At 63.9% G+C, this 22,564-nt stretch carries 18 protein-coding genes; 4 read left to right on the top strand and 14 right to left on the bottom strand.

The window, feature by feature from the left end; genetic code table 11:
- Window positions 1–389: 389 nt before the first annotated feature.
- Together FJ948_RS26000 and FJ948_RS25995 are read left to right on the top strand one after the other, a co-directional pair.
- Complete coding sequence (locus FJ948_RS26000; RefSeq protein WP_140709504.1) at window positions 390–2,297, top strand: propionyl-CoA synthetase; 1,908 nt, start codon at window positions 390–392, stop codon at window positions 2,295–2,297.
- Window positions 2,298–2,432: 135 nt separating this feature from the next.
- Window positions 2,433–3,515, top strand: a complete 1,083-nt coding sequence (locus tag FJ948_RS25995) for an acyltransferase (protein ID WP_140709502.1) — start codon at window positions 2,433–2,435, stop codon at window positions 3,513–3,515.
- A 55-nt stretch (window positions 3,516–3,570) separates the two neighbouring features.
- Here FJ948_RS25995 and FJ948_RS25990 read toward each other — a convergent pair whose 3' ends face one another.
- From FJ948_RS25990 to FJ948_RS25965, 6 genes are all read right to left on the bottom strand, one after another.
- Window positions 3,571–5,961 carry a polysaccharide biosynthesis tyrosine autokinase gene (locus FJ948_RS25990; protein ID WP_140709501.1) on the bottom strand — a complete coding sequence of 797 codons (2,391 nt, stop codon included), beginning with the start codon at window positions 5,959–5,961 and terminating at the stop codon, window positions 3,571–3,573.
- A 235-nt stretch (window positions 5,962–6,196) separates the two neighbouring features.
- Entirely contained in the window at window positions 6,197–7,093 is an 897-nt protein-coding gene (locus tag FJ948_RS25985; protein WP_140709499.1) for a UTP--glucose-1-phosphate uridylyltransferase, read from the bottom strand.
- A 74-nt stretch (window positions 7,094–7,167) separates the two neighbouring features.
- Window positions 7,168–8,136, bottom strand: coding sequence for a glycosyltransferase family 2 protein (locus FJ948_RS25980; RefSeq protein WP_140709497.1), 969 nt, complete (start codon window positions 8,134–8,136; stop codon window positions 7,168–7,170).
- Window positions 8,126–9,076 carry a glycosyltransferase family 2 protein gene (locus tag FJ948_RS25975; protein WP_140709495.1) on the bottom strand — a complete coding sequence of 317 codons (951 nt, stop codon included), beginning with the start codon at window positions 9,074–9,076 and terminating at the stop codon, window positions 8,126–8,128. Before FJ948_RS25975 ends, FJ948_RS25980 begins: the two co-directional genes overlap by 11 nt.
- Window positions 9,076–10,065 (bottom strand): glycosyltransferase family 2 protein, encoded by a 990-nt coding sequence (locus FJ948_RS25970; RefSeq protein ID WP_140709493.1) that lies wholly within the window; start codon window positions 10,063–10,065, stop codon window positions 9,076–9,078. The genes FJ948_RS25975 and FJ948_RS25970 overlap by 1 nt, the downstream gene beginning before the upstream one ends.
- A gap of 15 nt (window positions 10,066–10,080) precedes the next feature.
- Window positions 10,081–11,253 (bottom strand): glycosyltransferase family 4 protein, encoded by a 1,173-nt coding sequence (locus tag FJ948_RS25965; protein WP_140709491.1) that lies wholly within the window; start codon window positions 11,251–11,253, stop codon window positions 10,081–10,083.
- A 184-nt stretch (window positions 11,254–11,437) separates the two neighbouring features.
- Here FJ948_RS25965 and FJ948_RS25960 point away from each other — a divergent pair, with 184 nt between their 5' ends.
- Complete coding sequence (locus FJ948_RS25960; protein WP_140709489.1) at window positions 11,438–12,934, top strand: lipopolysaccharide biosynthesis protein; 1,497 nt, start codon at window positions 11,438–11,440, stop codon at window positions 12,932–12,934.
- A gap of 52 nt (window positions 12,935–12,986) precedes the next feature.
- Complete coding sequence (locus tag FJ948_RS25955) at window positions 12,987–14,009, top strand: phosphoribosyltransferase family protein (RefSeq protein WP_140709487.1); 1,023 nt, start codon at window positions 12,987–12,989, stop codon at window positions 14,007–14,009.
- Between the two features lie 8 nt (window positions 14,010–14,017).
- On the opposite strand, the gene FJ948_RS25950 is transcribed toward FJ948_RS25955, so the two are convergent.
- The 8 genes from FJ948_RS25950 to FJ948_RS25915 form a co-directional block, all read right to left on the bottom strand.
- Window positions 14,018–15,097: a glycosyltransferase gene (locus FJ948_RS25950; protein ID WP_140709485.1), complete on the bottom strand. Its 1,080-nt coding sequence runs from the start codon at window positions 15,095–15,097 to the stop codon at window positions 14,018–14,020.
- A 65-nt stretch (window positions 15,098–15,162) separates the two neighbouring features.
- The gene (locus tag FJ948_RS25945) at window positions 15,163–15,612 is read right to left on the bottom strand and encodes a hypothetical protein (RefSeq protein WP_140709483.1); all 450 of its coding nucleotides are present in this window, start codon (window positions 15,610–15,612) and stop codon (window positions 15,163–15,165) included.
- A 17-nt stretch (window positions 15,613–15,629) separates the two neighbouring features.
- Complete coding sequence (locus FJ948_RS25940) at window positions 15,630–17,072, bottom strand: GMC family oxidoreductase (protein WP_140709481.1); 1,443 nt, start codon at window positions 17,070–17,072, stop codon at window positions 15,630–15,632.
- Between the two features lie 82 nt (window positions 17,073–17,154).
- On the bottom strand, window positions 17,155–18,486 hold the full coding sequence (locus tag FJ948_RS25935; protein ID WP_140709479.1) for a UDP-glucose/GDP-mannose dehydrogenase family protein: 1,332 nt from the start codon (window positions 18,484–18,486) through the stop codon (window positions 17,155–17,157).
- A gap of 49 nt (window positions 18,487–18,535) precedes the next feature.
- Window positions 18,536–19,402 (bottom strand): glycoside hydrolase family 16 protein, encoded by an 867-nt coding sequence (locus tag FJ948_RS25930; protein WP_140709477.1) that lies wholly within the window; start codon window positions 19,400–19,402, stop codon window positions 18,536–18,538.
- 143 nt (window positions 19,403–19,545) lie between these two features.
- A complete protein-coding gene (locus FJ948_RS25925; protein ID WP_140709476.1) occupies window positions 19,546–19,944 on the bottom strand; it encodes a hypothetical protein in 399 nt (132 codons plus the stop codon).
- A gap of 289 nt (window positions 19,945–20,233) precedes the next feature.
- Entirely contained in the window at window positions 20,234–21,256 is a 1,023-nt protein-coding gene (locus tag FJ948_RS25920) for a glycosyltransferase family 2 protein (RefSeq protein WP_140709474.1), read from the bottom strand.
- A 65-nt stretch (window positions 21,257–21,321) separates the two neighbouring features.
- Window positions 21,322–22,449: a nucleotidyltransferase family protein gene (locus FJ948_RS25915; protein ID WP_140709472.1), complete on the bottom strand. Its 1,128-nt coding sequence runs from the start codon at window positions 22,447–22,449 to the stop codon at window positions 21,322–21,324.
- Between the last annotated feature and the right edge of the window lie 115 nt (window positions 22,450–22,564).

The raw sequence follows: 22,564 nt of genomic DNA, 5'->3' as shown, positions 1-22,564 counted from the left end.
CCGTGATTGTCCGCGATGACACGGCGATCGCGCCCCTTCAAAGCCCTGGCTGAAGCGCCGCACCAGCACGCCGGCTTTCCGGCAGGCTTGCAGTCCTGTCCCTGCAGCATCAGGTGGAAGCCAAGAGCCTTAACTGCCCTGCCTTGAAGCGCTTGGTCACCTTGAAGCGCTTGGACGCCTTGCCGGTGTCTTTGAAGCTTGCCGAACAATCGGCTGTGCCGGCCCACCGGGACCTGATCGAAACAGATGGTCGAGATGCCCCGTCATGGGTCGGCGAAAGCCATTTCCGCGACAAGACGCTGACTGAGACGAAAATGCAGGGAGACATGTCAGGAGGAAACAACATAGGCTATGGCGAGGACGGCAGGTGGTTCCTGGGGAGGATATGGATGGCTTCACGCTATCATGAGGTCTATGACGGCTGGAAACGCGACCCGGAGAAGTTCTGGGCCGACGCTGCCGAGGCCATCGACTGGTATTCGCCCTGGGACAAAGTGTTCGATGCCGCCGCCGGCGTCTATGGCCGCTGGTTCACCGGCGCGACCTGCAACACCTGCTACAACGCCCTCGACCGGCATGTCGCCGGCGGGCGGGCCGACCAGATCGCCCTGATCCATGACAGCGCCATTACCGGCACCGTGAAAAAATTCACCTATGCCGAGCTGAAACGCGAAGTGGTGGCGCTGACCTCGGTGCTGAAGAACCGTGGCATCGCCAAGGGCGACCGCGTCATCATCTACATGCCGATGGTGGCGGAAGCGGCCATCGCCATGCTTGCCTGCGCCCGCATCGGCGCCGTGCATTCGGTCGTGTTCGGCGGCTTTGCCTCGCATGAGCTTGCCACCCGCATCGACGACGCCAGGCCCAAGCTGATCATCTCCGCCTCGTGCGGCCTGGAACCAGGGCGGATCGTTGCTTACAAGCCGTTGCTCGACAGAGCGATCGAGATGTCCCGCCATAAACCGGAGGCCTGCCTCATCCTGCAGCGCGACCAGCTGCGCTGCGATTTGAAGGACCATTTCGACATCGACTATGCCGACGCCGTCGCCCGCGAACGGGCGGCCGGCGCCAATGTCGACTGCGTGCCGGTGCTGGCCACCGACCCGCTCTACATCATCTACACCTCGGGCACGACCGGCCAGCCCAAGGGAATCGTGCGCGACAATGGCGGCCACATGGTCGCGCTGAAATGGACGATGGACAACGAGTTCGGCGTCAAGCCGGGCGAAGTCTTCTGGGCGGCGTCCGATGTCGGCTGGGTGGTCGGCCATTCCTACATTGTCTACGGCCCGCTGCTGCATGGCTGCACCAGCGTGCTCTTCGAAGGCAAGCCGATCGGCACGCCCGACGCCGGAACCTACTGGCGGGTGATCGCGGAGCATGGCGTGGTCGCGTTGTTCACCGCGCCCACCGCCTTCCGCGCCATCAAGGGGCAGGACCCCAAGGGCGAATTCGTGCCGAAATACGATTTGTCGAAATTCCGCACGCTGTTCCTCGCCGGCGAGCGCGCCGATCCCGAAACCATCAAATGGGCGGAGCAGAAGCTCGACGTACCGGTGGTCGACCACTGGTGGCAGACCGAAACCGGCTCGCCGATGACGATCAACCCCGCCGGGCTCGGCCTGCTGCCGGTGAAATACGGCTCGCCCGGGGTGCCTATGCCGGGCTACGACATCCGCGTGCTCGACGATGCCGGCCACGAGGTGCCGCGCGGCACGCTGGGCAATGTCGTGGTCAAGCTGCCGCTGCCGGCCGGCTGCCTGCCAACGCTATGGAATGCCGACGACCGCTTCCGCCAAGCCTACCTCGACGAGTTCCCCGGCTTCTACAAGACGGCCGATGCCGGCATGATCGACGAGGACGGCTATCTCTACGTCATGGCCCGCACCGACGACATCATCAACGTCGCCGGGCATCGGCTGTCGACCGGCGCCATGGAAGAGGTGCTGGCCGCCCATCCCGATGTCGCCGAATGCGCCGTCGTGGGCATCGCCGATGCGATGAAGGGCCAGATTCCGCTCGGCTTCGTGGTGCTGAACGCCGGTGTCGCGCGCGATGGCGGCGCCATCGAGCAGGAGGTCGTCGCGCTGGTGCGGGAACGTATCGGTCCGGTCGCCGCCTTCAAGACCGTGGTGACGATCAAACGGCTTCCGAAGACACGGTCCGGCAAGATCCTGCGCGGCACCATGCAGAAGATCGCCGACAGGGAAGACTGGACGATGCCGGCGACCATCGACGACCCGGCCATCATCGACGAGATCACCGCCGCCATGAAAGCGCGCGGGATCGGGGTTTGATTCGACCGGCGACGCATGCCGTCCCGGATGTTGCGGCGCGGCGAACTTTGTGATGGCCACAGGGCACAATCGCTGATTGTGCAATGCAGCATTCCGCCTTACAGTTCCCGTTGGGGGGCCATTCGACGGGATCGCATGGCTCAGCAAAAGACGACGTTCGGTGGCATCGACATCCTGCGGTTTCTCGCCGCCGTGCTGGTCATGATCTACCACTACGGCTTCTGGGTGTGGGCCTATCCCGACGGCATCTCGGCGCAGGCCACGGGCGGCGTTCCGGCGCAGCCCGGTATCGGCGCCTGGGTCGGCTCCGGCTGGGTCGGCGTCGAGATCTTCTTCGTCATCAGCGGTTTCGTCATTGCCTTCAGCGCCGAGAATTCGACGCCGCTGCGCTTCTTCGAGGCAAGGGTCAAAAGGCTGGCGCCGGCGGTCTGGATCTGCGCGCCGATCACCGCGGCGCTGTTGCTGCTGATCGGCCTGAGCTGGCCGACCGATGCGGTGGTCAGGCTCGCCCGAACGGCGCTGTTCGCGCCCTACGGTCCGTGGGTGGACAGTGTCTACTGGACGCTCGGCATCGAGATAGCCTTTTACGCCGTCGTCTGGATTCTTCTGCGGCTTGGCCGCTTCCATCTGATGGAGACGGTCGCCATCGTCATCGGCCTCGTCAGCACGCTGTTCTGGTGCCTCTATTATCCGCTCGGCTGGTCCGATTTCGCCGAGACGCGCTGGCTGCAACTCATCCTGGTGCATCACGGCGCATTCTTCGCCGTCGGCGTGCTCATGTGGCTGATGCGGTTCAAGGCGGTGACCGCTCCTCGCCTTTGCTTCTGCCTGCTGTTTCTCGGCGGCGGCGTGCTGCAGATCGCCAGCTCCGTCGACGTCCACGGCATCAAGGTCGGAGCCGTGATGCCCTACGCGCCGCCTATCCTGATCTTCCTCGTGGCCATCGCGCTGATGGCGTGGTCGCTCAAACTCGATCTCAGCTGGAGCGGCTGGCGCCGGATCGGCCTGATGACCTATCCGCTCTATCTGATCCACGACGTCATCGGCGCGGCGATGCTCGGCGCCATGGTGCGCGCCGGGCTGCCGTATCTCCTGTCGATGGCAATGGTCGCCGCGACCATGATCGCGGCCAGCTGGCTGGTGGCGACCGAGGCCGAGCCACGTATCCGGCGGCTGCTCGACCATACGGTGTTCCGTTATCGGCTCAGGACTGCGTAGGCAGCGCAATTTCCAGCCGCGATCAAACGCGGCTGGCCTGATATAGCGTCCGATATCAGGCCCCTGTCTTCGCCCGCACTTCCGACTTGTCGAGATAGTAGCTCGAGTACTTGTCGAAGAATTTTTCCGACGCGCCGAACGATCCGTATTTGGCGAGCTTCTTCAGATCGACCTTGTTCAGCACCGCGCCGACGATCTTGTTGGCGACATAGGGTTCGGATTCCAGCATCGAGCGCACCATGGCGCGCGGCGTGCGGCCCCATTCGGTGACGAGCACGAAGCCGTCGACGAGCGGCGCGAAGGCCTTGGCGTCGACCACCGGCCCGAGCGGCGGCAGGTCGACGACGATGTATTCGAACGTCTCCTTGGCGTTCTCGATGAAGCGGCGCATGCCGGCCGAGGAGAGAAGCTCGCTGGTATGCGAGAAATGTCCGCGCGACACGGCCGGAATGATGGCGAGCTTGGTCTGCCTGTCGATCTTGCCGACGGACTGCCAGGTCTGGCCGCCCACCACCGCTTCCATCAACCCTTGCTCGGCTTCCATGCCAAGGCTGCGGCTGAGACCCGGATTGCGCATGTCGCCGTCAATGAGCAGGGTCCTGGCGCCATTGGCGGCGAGCAGCCCGGCGAGATTGGCCGCGACCGTCGACTTGCCTTCGCCGGGCAGAACCGAGATCACACCGATGACACGGCTGCCTTGCCCTTCCATCACGACGTCGAAGGCGATCTTGGCGCTGCGCAACGTTTCGGAGAACATCGATGCCGGAGCGTCGATGCTGACGCGCATTCGCGCGCGCCTTTCGATGGCGGCGGGCGTTTTGGCGACCTTGGCATCCGCCGGCCCTTCGGACGGCTTGTCGTCCTTGGTCGGTTTGCTGCCGATGGTCGGCAGGTAGCCGAGGAATTTTAGGCCGACGCGGTCGCGCACTTCCTCGCCGGTCCTGAAGAACCGCTCGTTGAACTCGTTGAGGCCGCCGAAGCCGACGCCCATCAGCACGCCGAGCACCAGCGAAAGACCGAGCACGATGATGGTGCGCGGGCTCGAGGCGGCGAGCGGCGTCGACGCATCCGAGATGATGCGGATCTTGCCGACCGGGAAGGACTGCTGCTGGGCGGCTTCCTCGTAACGTCCGAGGAACGTCTGGTAGAGCGTGGAGAGTGCCGTCGCCTTCTGATCGAGATCACGCAGCTGGACCTGTGACTGGTTGTCGATGGAGCTCTTGCCCTGCGCGGCGGCGACATTGGCCCTGAGCGCGGTTTCGCGCGCCAGCGCCACCTCATACTCGTTGCGGTAGCTTTCGGTCAGCTGCTTCAGTTCGCCGAAGATCTGCGCCGATATGTCGGCCTTCTCCTTGGCGAGCGCCACCGCCTGCGGATGCTGGGGGCCGAAATTCGCCTCGACATCCTGCTGCCGTTTGGAAACCGCAAGGTAGCGGGTCTTGAGCGCCGCAATGACCGAGCTGCTTGGCTGGTCGCTCGATATGGCGGCATCCTTGAACGCGTTTTCCGAGCCGCTGTCGACGATCGATTTGTATTGCTGGTAGCGGGCGCTGGCCCGCGCGGTATCGGCCTGCGCCACGATGAGCTGGGCATTCAGGTCGGCGAGTTGCTTGTCGCTCATCAATTGTCCGTCGCTGTTGGCAGACAGGCCGTGTTCGGCCCTGAATTTCTCGACCGCCAGCGACGCCTGCTGCGAGCTCTCACGCAACTCCGTCAACCGGCCCTGGAGCCAGACCGCCGCGCGCTCGGTGGCGTCGAAGCTGGCATCGAGCTGGTCGGCGAGATAGGCGTCGGCATAGGCCTTGGTGATGGCCTTCGCCAGCGCCGGATCCGTCGCCTGGTAGCCAAGCGCGATGACGTAGCTTCGCCCGACGCGGTCGGCCCGGATCTCGTTCTGCAGCTTGAGGATGGCATAGTCGCGGCGCGACGCGGCGATCAGCGCATCGCGCGCGGCAGGATCGAGCTTGGAGACGTCGCCGACACCCGGCATGACCGGGCTGCTCGGACGAACATACTGGATCAGGCCGCGGACCATGCCGACGCCCTGGGCAAGGGCCGACTGCGGCGGGTTCATGAACGTATCGTTCTGGTCGAGCTTGAGCTTGTCGACGACCACGGCGGCGAGCCGCGTCGAGGTCAGGATCTCGATCTGGCTCAGGATCGCCGAATCGGTCTGCATGGTCGTGGACGCCGCCGAGATGTCGTCGACGATTTTGTTCAGGCCCTCGTCGATCAGCACGCTGGAGATCGAGACGTATTTGGGCGGCGTGGTCTGCAGATAGAGCATGCCCAGGAAAAGACCGATGATGGCGCACACGCCAACGACCTTGGCTTGCCGCGCGGCCATGCCAAGCAGCCGCTCGACGTCGATGAAGTCGTCGCCGTCTCCTGCGTCCGAATTCGGCAATGGCATCCTCTTGTCGAGAGGAAAGTTGGCGTAATTCATCTTCGGTCCAATTCTAGAGTGGGTTCCATTCCGGTGGGTCGGTATGGCTCTATCTCACTGTTCGAGCACGATCTTTTCTTAAAAACGCATTCCGCGTTTCGGGATCATGCCTTGGCTCCCAGGCGCCTCGAAGATCGGGAGTATTGCCCCGAGGCAACGCAAGCTTCGTGCCAGACGGCGGGGCCTGTCGGCCCCTCGCCGCCAGCCATCCGGCAATACTCCCGAAAGATGGGCATTATGCGGCTTCTTCCTGGCGTTCATGCGACTGGACGAACTCCTGAAGCATCTCGAAGACAGGGCCCTTCATGTCGTCGCGGGCCAGCGCGAAGGCGATGTTGGCCTGGATGAAGCCTTCCTTCGAACCGCAGTCGAACATGCGGCCCTTGAAAGGCTGGGCGAAGAACGGCTGGTCCTTCGACAGGCGGACCATGGCGTCTGTCAGTTGGATCTCGCCCCCCGCGCCACGCTGCTGGTTGCCCAGAAGCTGGAATATCTCGGGCTGCAGGATATAGCGGCCGTTGATGTAGAAGTTCGACGGCGCGTTGGCCGGTGCCGGCTTTTCGACCATGGCCGTCACCTCGAAGCCGCCGCCAATGTCGGCGCCACGGCCGACGATGCCATATTTATTGGTCTCGCTCGGCTCGCAGCGCTCGACGGCGATGACGTTGCCGCCGGTCTGCGCATAGAGGTCGGTGATCTCGGCCAGGCATCCGCGTCCGCCGAAGGAGACCATGTCAGGCAAAAGCAGGGCGAAGGGCTCGTTGCCGATCACCTCGCGGGCGCACCAGACGGCATGGCCGAGGCCTTGCGGCGACTGCTGGCGGATGAAGGAGGTGGCGCCGGCCACCGGCAGCATGCTTTCGAGCGCCTCCAACTGGGTTTTCTTGCCGGTTTGCTCAAGGGTTCCGATCAATTCCGGATGCAGGTCGAAATAGTCCTCAATGACCGCCTTGTTGCGGCCGGTGACGAAGACGATGTGCTCGATGCCGGCCTCGAAGGCCTCGTCCACCGCATATTGGACGACGGGCCTGTCGACGACGGGAAGCATTTCCTTCGGCATCGACTTGGTCGCCGGCAGGAACCGTGTTCCAAGCCCCGCCACCGGTATCACGGCCTTCCTGATTTTCTTCATCGCAAATTCCTTCTGAGGAGATCGACTACAGTCCATTCACAAGCCACGAAAAATCCCTCCATGTGCCTGCATCTTCACCTCCCCACCCCCACGGCAAACTGTGCCGCTACTCTTCGCAGCCGCACGGCGATCGGCATGCCCATATGCCTAACCGCCGCCGGGTCGCTGAGCGCCGTCCGGATCGCCTTGAGCGGGGACCGCGCCTTGATGTGCTGGACCATCGCCAGGAACGACGCCGCCTTGCGCAGGCTGCGGCCGCGCCGGGCGAAGGCTGCCTGGGCGGCCTCGTCCATCCGATGGGTTTGAGCGAATTCGGCATCCGCCTTGCGCATCGCCTCGACATGATGAGGCTCGAGCACGCGCGAGATGGAACCGCTGCGGATATGATAGGCATAGCCGACATCAGGCTCGACCACGCATCTGCCGCCCATGGCCAGGGCTTCGGCAAACAAGATGTAGTCCTCGCCGATCCTCAGTTTCTCGTCGTAGCGCAGCCGGTTTTCATCGAGGAAACGGCGCAGGAAGATCGGCTTGAGGTAGCCGAGATTGAACTTCGATTCGAAGACGACGTTGCCGGCGATGTAGGTGGCCAGCGAGATCTCGCGCAGGTCTTCCAGATATTGGCGCGGGAACATCGCGTCCTCGACCACACCGTCCTCACGGACGACCTGGAGATTGTCGACGGCGATCTGGGCATCCGCCCGCTCGGCGCGATCGATCATGGCGGCGATGCGGCCGGGAAAGACGGCGTCGTCGGAATCGAGAACCGCGATCCATCTGCCAAGTGCGGCGTCGACCCCGGCATTCCTGGCGCCGCCGGGACCCCTGTTTTTTTCCAGGGCCACGACACGCACGATATGCTCGGGATAGGCCCGCGCCACGTCGAGCGTGGCGTCGCGCGACTTGTCGTCGACGACGATGACCTCGACGCTGACATCTTTCTGGGCGATGGCGCTGGCGATCGCCCGATCAAGGGTCGCCTCGGCGTTGTAGGCGGCAATCACGAAAGAAACATCGGGAACGAAGGAGGGTTCAGGCCGCACGCTTGCCTCCTTCCCCTGGTGAAGGCTGGCCGTAGAGGCGCAGTTCGCGGATGCCGACAAGGCCGCTGACGACGCCGACATGCATGATGCCGCGCAGTACGGAGCGGTTCCTGCGCACGGGGCTGACAAGAACAGGAAGGGCGGCGGCAAAGCAGTAGAGCGCCTTGGCCGAGGCAAGGCCTAGCTGCTTCACCAAACCGAGGCCACCGGTGTTCTGGCCGAGCAGACGGCCATGCGTCTGGCCGACCCGGAAGCGACGGCGGCTGAGCCAGTCGAACGCGGCCCTGGCCCGTGGTACAGCCTCGTCCACCCATGCCTCCGGCGCAAAGGCGATCCGGCCGCCTGCCTTGTGCATCTGGTCGAAGAATTCGGTGTCCTCGCCGCCGGTCTGGCCGCGCGCCAGGCTGAAGCGGCGGTCGCGCAGACTGTCCGATCCCATGCGCAAGAGGACGTTGCAGGTGTAGCCGGTGCGGATTTCGCCACCCACGCGGACCGGCAAGGTCGAATGGAAATCACCACGGCGCATCCAGTCCGGCGCATCCGGGCGATAGAGCGCACGCACCGGGCCGAGAACCGCGGCGGCGCCGCTTTCTTCGGCTGTCGCCACCAGTTCGGCGAGCCATCGGGCGGTGGCGGTCTCGTCGTCATCGATGAAGGCCAGGAATTCCGCCTCGCTTGCATCGAGGCAAGCGTTGCGGGCGATCGAGATGTTGCGCGCCGGACAATGCCGGTACCGGAGCGGCAGCTTCAATTCTTGCGACAGCGCCATCACCAATGCCTGCGCGCTTGGCGTGTCGTCATTGTCGGCGACAATGACACTGATATCGAAACCTCGGGGCATCTCCATGGCGGCGAGCGAACGCAGCGTGTCGGCGAGTTCCGGCCGCCGGAACGTGCACACGCCGATGTCGATGCCGCGATTCCCGGCCTGAACCGCCATCACGCCGCCCTCCGCCGCGCGTTAAGGCCGAGAAGCTGCAGCCAGAAGCCGACGGACCAGCCGAAATGCATGATCATCGCCGAAACGCCCGCAAGCGCGATGTCGGCATTGCGCTGGCTGATGGCCGTTACCACGCCGTAGCCCAGGCACACCGCCGCCCACAGCAGCAGCGGCAGCGCCGCGATCCAGTGCACGAAGGAGAAAGCCGCCAGAAGAACCAAGGGGAAGACGGCCAGCGGCACCATTTGCCGAACCTTCGGGATCACACGGTGTTTCAGCACATTTTTGGCCCGGCCGCGGCCATAGCCGAGATACTGGAAATAGAGGCCGCGCAGCGAAGTGCGCGGGTAATAGACCATCTGCGTCCTGCCGCTCATCCAGATCCTGTAGCCGGCCTGCCTCAGCCGATAGTCGAGTTCGGCATCCTCGTTGTGGCTGAACGTCTCGTCATAGCCGCCGACGGCCCGGAAGGCCGAGATCCGCATCAGCGCGTGATGGCCGTGGTCGACCCACTCCCCGGCGGAGAGGTGGCGATGCTTGGAGCCGCCGGTGCCGAGCTTGGAGTTCTGCGCCGCCGCCGCCGCTTTCTGCACGGTGCCGCTGCCGCTGGTCAGCATCGACACCACGACCGAATCGGCGCCGGTGGCCTGCGCCTCCTCTACCAGCCGGTCGCAATAGTCGTCGGGATAGCCGCCATGGGCATCGATACGGATCAGATAGTGGGCGCCCTCGCCAAATCTGGCCACCGCCAGGTTGATCGCCGCGCTCTGGATGCGCTTTTCATTGTGAAGCAGGATGATGCGCGGATCGTTGTTCTGACGCTCACCGACAATGGCCAGCGTGCCGTCGGTGCTGCCGCCATCGGCAACGACGATCCGCGCGCCAAGCCGTGCCGCCGCCGGGCAGAGCTGGTCGAGCAGCGCACCGATATGGGTTGCCTCGTTGAGACAGGGGATCACGATCAGGCTGGAGGCATGCGCTTGCGTCATCGGGCGATGTTCATCCTATGCCAGGGCCTCGGTCGCGAGCGGCTCGCGCACGGTGGTCAGGCGGCGCAGTTTTTCGACCAGGGCGCTGCAGTCCCCGCGATCGTAGCTCCACATCCTCGGATTGTGGGCCAGCACGCGCGCCTTCAGCCTGGCGAAGCGGTGCTGTTCCATGCTGCCAAGCGCGGTTTCGAGCGCCTCGGGCGTGGCCTGCGGCAACAGAACGCCGATATCGCGCTGCCGCAGGAACCGTCCGGTCTCGGTGTTGTCCATCGAGATCGGCACCGCGCCGAAGCGGCAGCCTTCATAGAGGCGGTTGGGCAGCAGCCATTCGGAGTTCTGCCCCTCCTCGAAGAAATCGATCGCCCAGGAAAAATGGACGTCCTGGTAGATCGCCGCCATGTCCTCCGGGTTGCGGTAGGGCCCGCGAAACGACAGATACGGTTCGGCATCGACGAAGCTATGGAAATCCGGGAATTCGGACAATGCGGGGCGGCCGCGCAGCACGATCTCGAACCGGCCCTCCATGCGGCGCGTGAAACCGGCCAACAGTTCGAGCGAGCGGCGGCAACGCAACGCCCCGAACCAGCCGATCCGCCATGGCGGGGCGACAGGTGCTTCCATCGCCTCATGCTCGCCAGGCAGGATGGCCGCCGCCTCGAAATATTTGTTCTCGACCAGTTCGACCGGTGCCGCGACCTGGCGGAAGGGTTTGAAATAATTGGCGATGAAGGCGGGCGAACTGGTCACCAGCAGCTTCACGTCCCGCGCCAAATGGCGCTCGCTGGCGCGCAGCGCCTTGCCCAGGACATCGTCGCGAAGCACCAAGCGGTGAATGTCGAGACATTCATAGACGATCGGCACCGTAGCGCCGAAGGCCGACCGGGCGCGGCGGGCCAGCGCCAGCATTTCCAGATTGCGTGCTATGATTAGATCGGGCTTCGGCATGCCGCCCAGCTTCGAACCTATCGAAACCGCCGCTTTCGCAACGGCCGCCAGGCGCTGGGCGAATCGGCCATCGCGCGTCGCGCCAAGGTCTATCGGCCGCAATCCTTCGATATCGGCGATCGGGGTGGCGGTGCGGCGAAAGCCCGCCAGGGTGACCCGCGCGCCACCTGTCCGGAGCATCGTGATCCGCCGGCGAACCGCCGGATCGGAAACATCGTGCACCAGGTACAAGACATGCAGCATGAAAACTCGACCGCTGTTTGACCCACCCAGGGGAAGCCTAGTACAGCTCTTGCTGCATCGCAACATTTTTGGCGCGACGATCGACGTTTTCTGTTGCACTGCAAAATTATTGCCGTAGTTTGTGGTCGGCGGCGGTTGTGGATTTCGGGCTCCGGAATCCGCGCAAAGATCAGGAATCCTGAATTTGGAAGCCAATCCATTCGATCCGCCAGAAGGCTCCCTGCGCAAATCGGTCGGCCGCGGCGCCGTCGTGACCGCTCTGTCGCAATCGGTGCGGGTCGCGACCCAGATCATATCGGTCATCGTTTTGTCGCGGCTCTTGTCGCCGCAGGATTTCGGCGTCGTGGCCATGTGCGCGCCGGTGCTCGCCTTCATCGCCCTGTTCCAGGATTTCGGCCTGACCCAGGCGACGATCCAGAAGTCAGGCATCCGGCATGAGGAGGTGAACTACCTCTTCTGGATCAACGTCGCCGTCAGCGCGGTGCTGGCCTGCGTGCTCGCCGGCGCCGCCCCGCTGGTCGCCGCCTTCTACGGCGAGCCGCGCGTCACGGGCCTGGTGGCGGCATTGGGGCTGCAGATCCTGGCTTACGGCCTGGGCGCCCAGCACCTGGCGCTGCTGACGCGCCGCATGCAGTTCGGCCGCCTGGCGATCATCGACGTCGCCGGCGCCGTCGCGGGGCTGGCGGTATCGATCGCCTGGACCTTCATCGACCGCTCCTACTGGGCGCTGTTTGCCGGCACGCTGACCGGCGCGGTGCTGCCGACGCTTTGCTACTGGGCAAGCTCGCGCTGGCGCCCGGGCATGCCGCGCAAGGTCGCCGGCATCAGCGAGCTGATCAATTTCGGTGCCGGCATCACGGGCTTCAATTTCGCCAATTTCTTCGCCCGCAACCTCGACAATGTGCTGATCGGCAAATATTGGGGTGAAGCTCAGCTCGGCCTCTACGACCGCGCCTACAAGCTGCTCCTGTTCCCGCTCAGCCAGATCACCAATCCGCTGTCGAAGGTGATGGTGCCGGCGCTGTCGCGGCTGAAGGACGAGCCGGACCGCTATCGCAGCGCCTATCTGCGCGTCATGCCGCTGATCCTTTTGGTGGCGTTGCCCGGCGTCGCCTTCGCCACCGCCATGTCCGACGTGCTCATTCCCTTCGTGCTCGGCGAGCAATGGCGCGCCAGCGCCTCGATCTTCCTGGCGCTCGGCTTTGCCGGCCTGCTGCAGCCGCTCAACAATCCCGCCGGATGGCTTTTCGTCAGCCAGGGCCGCTCCGGCGACTTCATGCGCTGGGGCATCGTCACGGCGGTGACGTCGGTGCTCGCCTTCGCGCTCGGCCTGCCTTACGGCGCGCTCGGCGTGGCGGTCGCCTATGCGGTCAGCGAGTATCTGCGCACGCCCTTCCTGTGGCTCTATGTCGGCAGGAGCGGACCGCTGCAAGCCAGCCATGTGCTGCACGCGGCAACGCCGTTCGTGCTTGGCGCACATCTGGCGCTGGGCGCGGTCTGGCTGGTCAAGCCGATGCTGCCGCAGCAGCATGTCGTCGCCCTGGCCAGCGGCGCCGTCCTGGCCTACGCGATCACGATCGTCATCGCCATGGCCTTCCCGGCCGGCCGCGAAGCCTTGCGGGAGGCCTTGAAAATGCTGCCGGCAAGAACGCCGGCCGCGACGCCGCGCGAGGCGCAATAATTTCGGCGCTTTCGACCGTTACCAATATCCACCCGAGCATCAGGTCCGATCCATGCATTACCGATCGATCTCCGACATGAACGACGCCATCGTAAGCAACCTTCACCGGCTGCCGCGCGATATCGACCTTGTGGTCGGCATTCCCAGAAGCGGCGTGCTGGCGGCGACGCTGGTCAGCCTCGCGGCCAACATCCCGATGACCGATCTGGACAGTTTCCTGGAAGGCCGCGTCTACACGTCCGGCATCACCAAGCGCCGCGCCGCGCTGGACCGCAAGGTCTCGGACATGCGCAAGGTGCTGGTGATCGACGACAGCGTCGCCGGCGGCAATGCCATGCGCGACGCCCGTGCCCGCATCAAGGGCGCCGGCATCGAGGCCGACTTCATCTTCTCCGCCGTCTTCGGCCTCGAGCCGCAGCATCAGGAGACCGATATTGTCTTCGAGGTCGTGCCGCATCCGCGCATGTTCCAGTGGAACTTCATGCATCACAAATTCCTGGCGCAATGCTGCGTCGACATAGACGGGGTGCTGTGCCTCGATCCGACCGAGGCCGAGAACGACGACGGTCCGGCCTATGAAAAGTTCCTCAGCGAGGCGCGGCCGCTTCATGCCGCGACCCACAAGATCGGCTGGCTGGTCACCAGCCGGCTCGAGAAATACCGCGCGTTGACCGAGGCGTGGCTGGCCAAGCACGAGATCCGGTACGACAAGCTCATCATGCTCGATCTGCCGAGCAAGGCGGAGCGCCAGCGGCTTGGCGCGCATGGCAGTTTCAAGGCCGATTTCTACCGCAAATCCGATGCCATCCTGTTCATCGAAAGCGAGCATGCCCAGGCGTTGAGGATCACGGAACTGTCGGGCAAACCGGTCCTGTGCGTCGAAACGCACATGGTCAGTTTTCCCGATGCGTTGTCGCTGCCGGCACTTGGCCAGGCCGCGCGAAACCTGCCGGCAAGGCTGCGGCAGATCAACTCGCAGGAAGGCCGCAAGAGCGCCGCCAAGACCATTGCGCGCACCCTGCTTGGCGCGCGCGGCTATGAAACGCTGAAGAACCGGGTCAAGCGCCTGGCCTGACGCGGTTGCTACGCGGCCTGGCGCGCGCGCTGCTGAACGGCCTTGTCCAATATCGAGAAGAAGGTGACGAACTGGCGGTCCGGATCGAGTTCCGGCCGGCCGGCGAAGCTGTGCGCGAGAGCCGAGACGCGATCATATTCCTTGCTGTCGTTCCACAGGAGCCTGACGGCCGCGACCCAGTCGGCGAGCGGAGCATCATAGTCGAGCACCGCGCCGCCGGGGCCGATCGCTTCGGGCAGGCCGCCGCGGCGCGAGCCGACGACCGGAATGCCGCTGCAATGGGCTTCCGACGCCACCCGGCCCCAGGCCTCTTCCCACTTGCTGGGGGCCAGCAGGATCCTGGTGCGGCCATAGACCGTCTTCATGTCGCTGGTGCGGCTTTCCAGGGTGACGTTGCCGAGCGGCGCGATCGTCTGTTCGATGCGCGCCCGGTGGTCGTCCTCCAGCTTCCAGCTTTCGACGAACAGGAACGGGATTTCGGGGCATGCGCCGGCAAGGCGCACCGCAAGCTCGAAGCCCTTTTCCTCATAGGGGTTGATCAGGGTGACGAACTGGCCCGTGGTCGGCGTGCTGTAGTGCGTCGGATTGATGGTCGGCGGGATCACCGCCGCCTCGATGCCGAACTCTCTGGCATAGGTGCGCGCGGTGAACTCGGAATTGGCGATGTAGAGCGCAGAGCCCAACTCGCGCAGGTCGCCGCCCAGCTCGTGAAACTCGACATTGCGGAGATAGACGACCAGCGGCACGCCCTTGGCCTGCAGCGCCTTGCCGAGCGGAACCGACTTGTGACACTGGACCACCGCCACATCAGGCTTCACCCGGTTGACGGCGAAGCTTGCCGCCTCCCAGGGGAACCATGCCCGGATCACCGGATAGCCGGGAAAGCTGTCGACGACCGCGGGCTGGCGCAAGAGCTTCATCTTGGCGCGCGCCTTGAAGCCGAAGACACCGTCGCCGAACAGGGCGGCGAGCACCGCGGCTTCATGCCCATGCTCGATCAGCTGCTCGGCCAGGTGGTGGGTGCTCGACTGGACGCCGCCGCTGAACTCCGGCGGGTAGCCATTGCCGCCTGCAAAAAGAACTTTCATGGTCGTCACTCCTGTCTTTTCGCGTTTCATTGCCCCCGGCTCGATGAAGGGCCGCGCCGAAGACCTCAGGCAGTCTTTGGCGGATCAAGCGTCGCGAACGGATTCGTGCATGACTGCCATCCGGTGAACCGGATGGGATCATTGGGTGAACTGCGCCAGGCGTAGTCCGTCAACATGTGGAATTCGGCGACGACCCAGCGGTCGAAATGCCGGAGGTCGCGCTGCTTCTGTTTCGGCAACAACTGGCGTGCATGACTGAGCTTCGCCGTCTCGAGCAAGGTGACGGCGTCGCCTAGTTTTTCGCTGGGAAACATCCACGGATTGCGGTTGCGGAACTCCAGCACGAACTGCTGCAGATGCTCGATGCGTATGTTCAACCTGCCGAGATATTTTTCGAGCGTGACGCGAATCAGATCCTCGTCCGAAAACGAGGACACGGCGGCGTAGGCCACGCCCGTCGACGCAACTCCGCCAGCCATGATGGCCAGTACAGAACGCCGCGTGATCTCGATCATCAGTTAGCTCCCTCTTCTCACGCGATCCGGCTCGCCGCCCGCAAGGACAAGGCAGCGGCGGTCAGGCTCGGATTGGCGCAGGAACAGCTCGGATAGGTGCTGGTGCCGACGACAACCAGGTTTCTCAAGCGGTGATGGATCATGTCGCTGTCGATGACCGAATCGGCGGGACCGGTGCCCATCCTCAGCGTGCCCTGGACATGCGATTCCGACGGCCGGATACCACGGTCGAAGAGACGTTCCACCGGCAGCGGGGCGAGCAGTCCAGGCAACTTGTCCAGGGCCCGGGCCATGCCCTTGACTGCGTAATCCGAAGGCGCCTTGAAGGAGACGAAGGCGTTGTCATCCTCGTCGAGAGTGACGAAATTCTCGGGATCGAGCAGGTTTTCGGTGACCACGACCAGCGGCAGCGTCTGCCGCACCCGCCCCTTCTCGGCGCGCATCCCGTGCTGCCAGCGGTTCTCGAAATAGACCAGGGCCGCCGCGTGCTCGGACCGGTGCGGACCGTCATAGAGGCCGAAATTCAGGCCGGTTGTGATGGTGCTGCCGTCGAAATTGTCGACGCCGTCGAGATAGACCTCGAAATTCCAGCCATAGGATTCGTGCAGGCCCCGGCCGACGAATTCATCGCCGAGGCCGGAGCGCAGCATGATCGCCGCGCTCTGGATGGCATTGGCGCCGAGAACAAAAAGGTCGCCGCTGACCTGATATTCCTTACCATCCTTCACGAAGGCAACCGAACGGACCGTGCCGCCGGCGTGATCGAGCCGCCGCACTTCGGCTCCGAGGCAGACCGAAACGTCGGGATGCTCGAAGACATGCATCAGGCCGTTGTTGGCGGTGAACTTGGCATCGACCGGACATAGCCAGCAGCGCAGGTTGGCGCAGCAGGAGGTGCGCTGCGCGGTCGGCACGCGGGCGCGCGCGGTCGGCATGACGAAGTGCTGACCGGGCTGGGCCGCCTTCATCATCCTGTCCGGCGTCGACATGCGATGCGGCGGCTGCGGAAACGGCCTCGAGCGCGGCAGCATCGCCGCCATGTCGGGATCGCCCGAGATCGACATGATGTCTTCGGCGTCGCAATAGAACGGCTCGACATCGTCGTAGCTGATCGGCCAATCATTGCCGATGCCATAGGTGCTCTTCAGCCTGAAATCATTGGGGTGGAACCGCGGCGTCTGCGCGAACCAGCAATTGGTCCCGCCGCCCAGCCCGATCGTGTAATTCCACGGCTTGTCGGAATTGGTCTTGTAGGTCGTCTCGTCGCCTATGTCGGTGTTGGCGTTCTGGTCGAGCTGCCATTCATGCGTGTTGTGGCGTCCCCATTCCAGGATCAGGATGCGCGCCTTACGCCGATTGGCGAACTCATGCAGGAAGAAAGCCGAACCGAAGCCGGAACCGATCGCGACAACATCGAAATGATCCTTGGTGACTTGCTCGGGCTTTACGTCCAGCACCATCAGTTGCGACTCCTTTCCGCGCCGGGCGCGTTCGTCTTGACTGTCCCATCCGATCCTGTTTCGGACTTATCCGTCTCGGGCCTCATGCCGCCATTCTGCCGATCGAGTGATATTCGATGCCGTGCCGCGCCACGACCTTGGGATCATAGAGGTTACGACCGTCGAAGATGACCGGCGTGGTCAGTGCATCCTTCAGCGCATCGAAGGACGGTGCGCGAAAGCTCTTCCATTCGGTGGCGATCAGCAGCGCGTCGGCGCCGCGCAGCGCCGCTTCCTTGGTGCCGCACAGCATCAGGTCGTCGCGCAGTCCGTAGATGGCCTGGCATTCCTGCATGGCCTCGGGGTCATAGGCCTGGACGGTCGCGCCGGCGTTCCAGAGCGCCTCCATCAGCACGCGCGCGGGCGCCTCGCGCATGTCGTCGGTGTTGGGCTTGAAGGCCAGGCCCCAGAGCGCGAAGGTCTTGCCCTTGAGGTTGCCCTTGAAATAGCGGTGCACCTTGTCGAATAGGACGGATTTCTGGTCGTTGTTGCGCTCCTCGACGGCGCGCAGCAGCTTGGCGTCGAATTTGACGCCCTCGGCGGTCTTGATTAGGGCGCGGACGTCCTTGGGGAAACACGAGCCGCCATAGCCGAGACCCGGATAGATGAAGTGATAGCCGATGCGCGGATCGCTGCCGATGCCCTTGCGCACCTCCTCGATGTCGGCGCCAAGCTGCTCGGCGAGGTTCGCCATCTCGTTCATGAAGCTGATCTTGGTCGCCAGCATGCAATTGGCGGCGTATTTCGTGAATTCGGCGCTGCGCACGTCCATCACGATCATCTTCTCGTGGTTGCGGTTGAAGGGCGCGTAGAGTTCGCGCATCACCGCCTCGGTGTCCTCGCTGTCGGTGCCGACGATGATGCGGTCCGGCTTCATGCAATCGGCGACCGCGGAGCCTTCCTTGAGGAATTCGGGATTGGAGGCGACATCGAAGCTCAAATCCTCGCGGCCTCTTTTCTTCAGCGTCTCGGCGATCCTGGCCTTTACCTTTTCGCAGGTGCCCACCGGCACGGTCGACTTGCCGACGACGATCTTGGCGGTATCCATCTCGCGGCCGATGGTCTCGGCGACCGCCAGCACATATTTGAGATCGGCCGAGCCGTCCTCGCCGGGCGGCGTGCCGACCGCGATCATCTGGATTTCGCCATGCCTGACGCCGGCCGCCGCATCGGTGGTGAATTTGATGCGGCCGGCGGCGTGGTTCTCCCTGACGATGCTTTCAAGGCCTGGCTCGAAGATCGGGACAAAGCCCTGGTTGAGCCGCTCCACCTTGCTTGCGTCGACGTCGACGCAGACAACCTGGTGGCCAACCTCGGCAAGCACCGCCGCCTGCACCAGGCCGACATAGCCAATTCCAAACACCGTCAAGTTCATTCGGTTTCATTCCTGTCCAGGGCGTGGAGCCGTTTCTGGTCCGGCCGGTTCAATTCGTCTTTCCTAACTCTTTTACGCTGCATACCAGCGATTCCGGAAACTGGCAGGGCTCCCCGAGCGCGGTGAAGGCGACGCGCTCGACCTGGAGCGACACCTTGCCGTCCGGCTCGGCGAACGTCCCCATCCATCCCTTCATCGTGTCGCTGCCCCAAAGACTGAAGAAGATCTTCTGGGCATGGCTTGGCAGCTTCGCCGGATCCGTGATGGTGTTCACCAGCTGGCCGTTGACATACCAGCGCAGGCTGTCCTTCTCCCAGACGAAAGCGTAGTCGTTGAAGGCGCTGTCGGTACCGCCGGGCACGTCGACCAGCTTCTCGTTCTTGCCCTTGCCGCCGATATAGGCGTTGACCTGCACCTTCGACGTATCCTTGGTCAGGACCTCGAAGTCGATCTCGTCCCAGGGCTGCTTGTCGGACGGACCGATATAGGTGAAGAAAGCCGCGTTGAGGCCGGAGCCGGCGCCGGTCTTCATCCGCGCCTCATAGGTGCCGTAGCCGAAACGCTGCTTGGTCTGGATCTCGCCGCAGGCGAACTCGCGATCCTTGGTCTTCTGCTTCGCGAAACCGAGCGAAAGAACGCCATCGGAAAGCTCGACCAGACCTTTCGACCATGTGCAATTCTGATGGCTGCCGTTCGTCCAGCCGTCTGAAACGTACCAGCGTCCACGATCCAGACTCTTGAAGTCGTCGACGAAAGAGGGCGCGGACTGGATGTCCTGCGCATGAGACGGACTTGCCGACAGGCTGCCAAGCACGGCGAGCAGCAAAGCAACCGCCAGACCGGACCGCCGGCCGAAATGCGGGCTTGAAAGGGGCTCGATTGCTGTCGTGGACATGGTTTTTGGTTCCGAACTCATGACAAACTCACCTTTGCGCTGTGTCCCCAACCCAAAGTCGACGTTTGAACCGCTTCCAAACGGGCCAACCTTGACCTCTTCAATCCCCCTCCCGACTTCCAGCCCCGCATCAACTCTATCGTAACTGTCCCGCGCAGCCACTTTCACCCTCGGCCGGCTCCCTGCTGCCTGATCTGGCCCACCGTCGTCGAATCGTGCGCCGCATGGTCGTCGAAGACCATATCCAGCGAATGACGGAGCTCGCGCATTGCGCCGCCCTGGCGCGCCAATGCCGCGATGCGGCGCTCGCTGTTCAAGATCGACTGCGTCAAGGCACCGACTTCGGACGAGCGGCGGTCGGAGGCGGAGCCGTTTTCCATCGCTTCGACGAGGAAGGCCGCGTTGGTCGCCTCCTTGCGGTAGCGGACCTCCAGACCGGTTTTCTCGGCATCGATTTCGGCCGCGATCTGCTCGAACAGCTTCGCCAACCGGTCCAGGCGCGCGACGTCGGTGTGCCTGTCGCGGGCCGGATCCCTTGATCTGAAGCCGAATATCGAGGCCATGAACTTAAATTCCCGTCATCGCCGGCTTTCTGAGCCGGCTTCTGGCCAATCCCCGCAACGGGGGCTGAAAAACTCGTACCGCGCCGTCCGTCTCCTCTGACGAAGAGAGACTTCGGACCAGTCCGATCGGGGGGCCAGTTCGGCTGGTCGTTCAATTTGCTGCACCGCAGCATAGACTGCCATCCCCGGAGCCGCGAGGCAACCACCCAATTCGTAAACTCATAAATCCGATCGAAATGATTGCGAGGTGGGCTCGTGGCCGGCAGGCAACCCGAATGCTCCCGGCGCCTCAGGATCCCTTGCCCGTGCTGGTTCCGGCCATCAGGAAACGCAGCGGCGGCACGTGCTTGTTCCTGGACACGAGACCGACACTTCGCAACAGCGCCTCGATCTTGTCGGATGCCACGCCCTGGACGATGGGGACGAGGTTGGATTGGCTTGCGAATGCATAGGCCGCGGCCGACGCCAGGCCCCGCTCGGCCTTCACGTCGAGAAAATTGCGCAGCCGGTATTTGTCGCGCACATGCCGCTCGTGCCGCCTCAGGACCGCCTTGGACCCTTCCGGCAGGCTGTCAATGGCCAGTAGCGCCAGATCCGCATCGGCCAGCCGCTTCAGGTCCTGCGTCTTGTGGCGGCCGCTGAGCGAATCGGCGCGCACGATGGCGCCGTAGCCGCAGGAGCGGATGACCTTGAACCGCGCCCCATGGGCGACCGCGCGCGCGTAGAGTTCGTAGTCCTCGCCCAGTCGCAGGCTCTCGTCGTAACGCAACCCGTGGCGGTCCAGGAAGGCACGGCTGATGACGGGCTTCAAGAAACCGAGTTCGCCTCTTTGCACGCGGCGCCTGGAGATGTTGCCTTCTACGAAACGTTCGAAATCGAGGAATTCCGGCTCGGCGGCAAAATCCGGGGCGACGATTTTGGTCGCGTCCCCGGTCGCATCATCCCTGATGAGCATGATGTTGTCGGCGGCGAAATCCCAATCGGCGCCGGCAAACAGGGTCCGAAACCGGCCCTCGAGGAAAAAATCGTCGGCATCCAGAATGCTGATGAACGGGGCTCGCGAACCGGCGATCGCGGCATTGCGGGCAAAGGACGGGCCGCGATTGACGTCGAGACGCATGACCGCAAGCCGGCCGCTGCCGTCGTCGGCCGAGCGGGCGACCTCGGCCGTATTGTCGGTCGAGCCGTCGTCGACGACGACGACCTCCGCCACTTCCGGTTCCTGCAGCGCGGATGCGATGGCAACCGCGATGGTGCGCGCCGCGTTCTTGGCCGCGATGATCACACAGACCTCGGATTTCGTCGTCGACATGGAATTTGCCTCTTGCACAGGTTCCGTTTTGCCCTCGCCCTGTACGCGTCCGATATCCACCGCCATCAAGGACTGGCCGGCCGTTCGAAGATCCGGCGGCTGATGTCGGCCGACGCCGCCCAGCCTGCCTCGGAAAGGTAGCGGACCGGTGCCCGGCCGCACAATTCCCACAACACCGTCCGCCGCTGCGGCCAGCGCAACGACGACAGCCATGGCGCGATGACCATGCTGAGCAGGTCCTCATTGCCGATGCGCGACAGGATGGGCTTTGCCCGCTCCGACAGAAGCGTGCCGGTGCCGCCCAGCAGCACATCGGCGGCGCGCAGGCCGAGCAGCAAGGTGTCGTCCAGTCCCTGGCTCACCGCGGCATCGAGCACACGCTGCTGATCGGCCTCGCCAAGGCGGCTGGCGCTGGCCCTGATATCACAGACATAGCCGGCGCAAGGTTCGCGGTTGAACAGCGCCTTGGCGACGCTGATGCAGGACAGCATCAGCGTGTCGGCGGCCGAGGTGAAGGGGACTTCGGCGCCGGCGATTTCGACCAACCGTTTTCGCCGCAGGAACCCGTCGGAATCGCGCGGGCTCGGCGAGCCGGGCTGCTGGAGCCGGTAATGCAGGTCGACCGTGGATGATTTCGGCCCGTTGCCGCGGATCATGTGCTGTTCGCCAAGGAAGCGGACCCACCAGACCGAGCGTGACTTGCCCGAGACCTCATAGCCGATCGCGCGCAGCGCTTCGCGCGCCTTCAAGAAGCCGGCAGGCGAAACCAGTATGTCGACATCGCCCGAAGGCTTCATGAAGTGATCGTCGTAGAGCAAATGCTGCTGGAACGGCCCCTTCAGAAAGACAAAATCGATCCGCCTGTCGTGCAGCGCCTCGTGGATGGCTATCGAATCCATGAGGCAGGCGGCGTTCATCGAGACTGTCCTCCTGCGATAGGTTTCGAGCCACTGGAAGAGTTCTGCCGGCCTCTCATGCGCCGGCGCGCGCGACAGTGCCTTCAGGACGAAGGTGGCGACCTTGTTCAGCCTGGCGATATCAGCGACGGCAGCGTCGGAAAGGCCCGGCGTCGAGACGTCGCCGGCCGTCGCCGCCCCCCCGAAATACCCCCGTAAGCACGCTTGCACATAGGCGATCTCGTCGGCGCAGTCGGCGGCGCGGAGTCTTTCATAGGAGCTTTCCGGCAAGGCCATTGAGCGCACAGTCTCCAAAAAGCGGTTTGCGCGACGCGTATGCTGCAGTGCGAAGCAAAGCATCCTCAAAAACCGCGGCGCCGTAAAGCCTTTCCTTTCGCACCACGGAGTTTTG

It is taken from the genome of Mesorhizobium sp. B2-3-12 (genome assembly GCF_006442205.1).
In the GTDB taxonomy this organism is placed as follows: Bacteria; Pseudomonadota; Alphaproteobacteria; order Rhizobiales; family Rhizobiaceae; genus Mesorhizobium.
Note: the sequence above shows the minus strand (reverse complement) of the source record. Positions and strands in the feature narration are given on the sequence as shown.